The organism is Tardiphaga sp., assembly GCF_025356345.1.
Lineage (GTDB): Bacteria > Pseudomonadota > Alphaproteobacteria > Rhizobiales > Xanthobacteraceae > Tardiphaga.
In genome coordinates this window covers 1-3874 of sequence record NZ_JANXTC010000358.1, presented here as the reverse complement: position 1 = coordinate 3874, position 3874 = coordinate 1, and the positions used below count along the sequence as shown (strand labels likewise).

Below are 3874 nucleotides of genomic sequence, written 5' to 3'. Positions count from 1 at the left end.
AGACCTCTGGGGCAAGTAGACAAAGCACCGACTTCACTTCTCCCCATTGGGGAGAGGTGAAGCTCGCACCAGCCTGATTGCTTTACCGATTCATCCCGCTAAATCGCTGCGATCGCCGCGTTTCGATCCTGGGTCAATTCTTCATTGCGTATCCCGGATACGCATAAAGATTGACTTTAAAGGGGAATCCTATGACCGCGCGGGATAGGATCAAGAAGTATCGGCGCTGCGGCGGGGCTGCCGATCTGGTGCGTGTGGAAGTTCTGGTTCCGTCTCTGGCGCGGGACGAAGTGCTGCGCTTGGCCGAACGCCTGCGTGACGAGCATCGCAGCGACAGGGAACTCGAGGTTCTGTGCGCTCAGGCGCTGTCGCAGTACAGCGTGCGTATTCTGGACAATGTCGACCTCGACCGGCTGCCCGATCTTCGTGCCCGGGCGGTTGTGATTGCCAAGGCAATGATGGAGCGGGGCGACGCGCAGGCGTTCGTTCTGGGACGCGAGCTGCTGTCGCGCGCGGAGCGTGTCTGATGGCACTTACCGATCTTCAGAAGCGGATCATGCGGCTGCTATCGCAAAACCGTTCGCCATCCAGCTATCTGGCCGGAGGCCTCATCCCCAACCGCGATTGGCCACGCCGCGCCGACGATATCGATATTTTCCACGACACCGACGAAGAAGTCCCTGAAGCCGCGGAAAAAGATATCGCCGATCTCGAAAAGCAAGACCTTGTCGTCGCGGTCGATGTCCGCACCTATGGAACCTATGAGGCGACGGTTTCCGATGGCCTGTCATCGACCGTCATCCAGTGGATGAGCGACAGCCGCATTCGTTTCTTCCCGCTGGTGAGGGACGAACAATGGGGGCTTCGGCTTCATCAGGCCGATCTGGCGATCAACAAGGTGCTCGCGGCCGCAAGCCGCCGGAAAGCGCGGGACTTTGCCGACATCGTCGCGATCTCCGCCAACATGTGCCCGCTCGGGCCGCTGGTGATGGCCGCGACGGCGAATATCTCGCGGTGAAAGGCCTGCCCGCCGATTGGACCCCGCATTTCATCCGAGCCGAAGTGAGCAGGCTGACGGATCTGGTGGAAGCCTATGTCGGGCGGGCGCCGGTGGAAGTCGTCGGTGTGCTCTCCGTGGATGCCGATGGTACGCCCGTCGAAGTCACGCACGATACCATCGGCGCCGTCATTCTGCGAAAGGCCACCGCTGAACCAGATATCATGCCGGTGCCGACGGAGTTCAGCACCGTCCCGTGGAGCCGTCGAAGATGAGTGCAATCGGAGTAGGTGATATTGCGCGCGTCGCCGGTCAGCGGCTGCTGATGACGATCGACATTTCGCCGGTGCGCAGGGTCAGTCCCGCGGACATCTGCGCGGCGATCATAAACATGGCCATCCCCGCGGGGATTAGAACCAGTCGGAAGAGTTGGATGAGCGTTCCCATGGCGGTTTCCCGGTGTGAGCCCCGCGCGGACGATGCAAGATTATAGTTAACAGTTGATTGATGGCGGGTAGTTTTAGCCCGAACAACCTCAAGTAAATTATATTCCATCTGCTGCGGCAGGTCCGTTCCATCTACCTATCGCCCGAAACAACGCCGGACCGTCAGTTCTCCAATTAGGCTCTATCGGGCAGCGCGATGAGATGCTGAAGCGTGGCGCGGCTGTTGAGTACGGCAAACGTCTCGCGGGAGTTGAGATAGCTGACCGCCTCCTCAAAATCCTCCGCATCCTCGATTTTGGCGCGCGCGATGGCGAGGTCGGAATTGATCTGGCCGCGCCGGCGCGGCTGATCGGCCAGCGCCCGCGAATGTATCTCGCGCAGTTCGGCATCGTTGCGCAACGCGCGCAGCGGGCTGGCATCATAGGCCGGCGCCGCCAGTGCCAGTTCGTTGGCGCGGTCCAGCACCCTGGGCGGCGCATTCTGTTCGGGAGTGCCGAACAGGCCGGCGCGCTGGCCGGACCGCGGCAGCCGCGACGACAGTATCGCCACCGGCACCGACAACAGCAGGCCGACGATCACCGGCGTCATCCACAGCAACAGCGGCACCGACACCGCATAGGCGCCGATGGCCATCAACACCCCGAACAAGGTCGGTACCGTATATTTGCTGACTACTTCGCGGAACGGCACGCCGCCATCGTCGCGGCGCTGCACCTGCCAGCCGGCATCGCGGCCGAGCAGGATCTCGCCGACCGCCGAGGACTGGAAGATCATCATCACCGGCGCGATCAGGCCCGACAGCAGGGTTTCGAGGACGATGCCGATCACCAGCATGCCGCCGCCGAAGCGCTTGCGGTTCTCGTTTTGAGTGAGCAACAGGATGTAGGCCAACAGCTTCGGCACGATCAAGAGCCCCATGGTGCCGGCGAACACCCAGGCCGCGCGGACCGGATCCTGCGCCGGCCATTGCGGAAACAGCGAAAAGCCTTTCGGGAAATATTCCGGCCGCACGAACTGCGCCTGCAGCGAAATCAGGATACCCAGTACCAGAAACATCAGCCAGAGCGGAGCCGTCAGGTAGGAGCCGATCCCGGTCAGCAAATGCAGCCGCGACACCCAGTGCAGCCGCCGCGCCGGCAGCACTGCGAGATGCTGCAGATTGCCCTGGCACCACCTTCGATCGCGGGCGGCGAAGTCGAGCAGCGAAGGCGGGCATTCCTCGAAGCTGCCGCCGAGTTTTGGTGCCATGTGGATCCCCCATCCGGCGCGCCGCATCAACGCCGCCTCGATGAAATCATGGCTGAGAATATGGCCGCCAAACGGCTTGCGCCCGGACAGTTCGGGCAGGCCGGCGTCGCCGGCAAAGGCACGGACGCGGATGATGGCGTTGTGGCCCCAGTAATTGCCTTCCGAGCCGTGCCACCATGCGATTCCCGACGCGATCACCGGACCATAGAGCCGGCCGGCAAACTGCTGCATGCGCGCGAACAGCGAGCGCGCATTGACGACGATGGGCAGCGTCTGGATCAGGCCGACGGCGGGATGCGCCTCCATGCCGGCAACCAGGCGCACAATCGTATCGCCGGTCATCAGGCTGTCGGCGTCGAGGATGATCATGTGATCATAGCCGGCGCCGAAGCGCTGGACCCAGTCCTCGATGTTGCCCGACTTGCGAGCCACGTTGCGCGGCCGGTGACGATAGAAGATGCGGCTGGCGCCGGCTTCGCGGCGAAATTCGAGCAACGCCTTTTCCTCGGCGACCCAGATCGCCGGGTCGGTGGTGTCGCTGAGCACGAACCAGTCGAGCTGCGCGCCGTAGCCGGTCTGTTCGGCGGATTCCCAGATCGCCCGCAGCCGCGCCATGATCCGGTAGGGATCTTCATTATAGGTCGGTAGCAGCATCGCATTACGGCTGGAGATAGCCGGTAGCGGCCCCCGCGGCTCGATGTCGAGTGGGTCGCGCCGGCGCAGCAGCAGCATGGCAAAGCCGGCCAGCGCTGACATGAACGAAAATGCCACCCAGGCGAACAGCAGCACGAACAGCGCCAGCACCAGACCTTCGAGGATGGTAATGCCGCCGACCTTCAGAACCTCAAACATCTCATAACCACCGGCGACGGTCATCGCCGCTGTGCCGGTCAGGATATAGATGCGCCGCCAGACGGTCGGCATCGGCTTGAATTGAGCGCGGCGGGGTGATGGGTGGGATCCCGACAGCACCTGCGGCAGCATCGCCAGCGGCGTCTCTGGAGGTAGCATTGCGCCTTCCGCGCCGGCAGGCAAAGCGACTGCGGATTTCGGCTTCGCCGCGTTCATGGAGTCCATCGATAGACCCACACTTCGGAGATTGCCTGATCATCCTGCATCAGCGAAGCCCGCAATTCGACAGGATCCTTCCCCTTGACCGGCATTTCGAAGCTCAGGCGCCAGC

At 62.7% G+C, this 3874-nt stretch carries 6 protein-coding genes; 3 read left to right on the top strand and 3 right to left on the bottom strand.

Annotation, left to right across the window (positions count from 1 at the left end; all coding sequences use genetic code 11):
* Positions 1–191: 191 nt before the first annotated feature.
* Genes Q0S16_RS21530 through Q0S16_RS21520 form a run of 3 tightly spaced genes read left to right on the top strand, consistent with a single transcriptional unit; the run spans position 192 to position 1272 of the window.
* Entirely contained in the window at positions 192–527 is a 336-nt protein-coding gene (locus Q0S16_RS21530; RefSeq protein WP_295852850.1) for a hypothetical protein, read from the top strand.
* The gene (locus Q0S16_RS21525) at positions 527–1018 is read left to right on the top strand and encodes a hypothetical protein (protein WP_295852845.1); all 492 of its coding nucleotides are present in this window, start codon (positions 527–529) and stop codon (positions 1016–1018) included. Before Q0S16_RS21530 ends, Q0S16_RS21525 begins: the two co-directional genes overlap by 1 nt.
* Entirely contained in the window at positions 1015–1272 is a 258-nt protein-coding gene (locus Q0S16_RS21520) for a hypothetical protein (RefSeq protein WP_295852840.1), read from the top strand. The genes Q0S16_RS21525 and Q0S16_RS21520 overlap by 4 nt, the downstream gene beginning before the upstream one ends.
* Positions 1273–1309: 37 nt before the next feature.
* Here Q0S16_RS21520 and Q0S16_RS21515 read toward each other — a convergent pair whose 3' ends face one another.
* The 3 genes from Q0S16_RS21515 to Q0S16_RS21505 form a co-directional block, all read right to left on the bottom strand.
* Positions 1310–1444, bottom strand: coding sequence for a hypothetical protein (locus Q0S16_RS21515; RefSeq protein WP_295852838.1), 135 nt, complete (start codon positions 1442–1444; stop codon positions 1310–1312).
* 173 nt (positions 1445–1617) lie between these two features.
* Entirely contained in the window at positions 1618–3768 is a 2151-nt protein-coding gene (gene mdoH, locus Q0S16_RS21510) for a glucans biosynthesis glucosyltransferase MdoH (protein WP_295852836.1), read from the bottom strand.
* Positions 3756–3854, bottom strand: coding sequence for a hypothetical protein (locus tag Q0S16_RS21505; protein WP_366517854.1), 99 nt, complete (start codon positions 3852–3854; stop codon positions 3756–3758). The genes mdoH and Q0S16_RS21505 overlap by 13 nt, the downstream gene beginning before the upstream one ends.
* Positions 3855–3874: the final 20 nt, after the last annotated feature.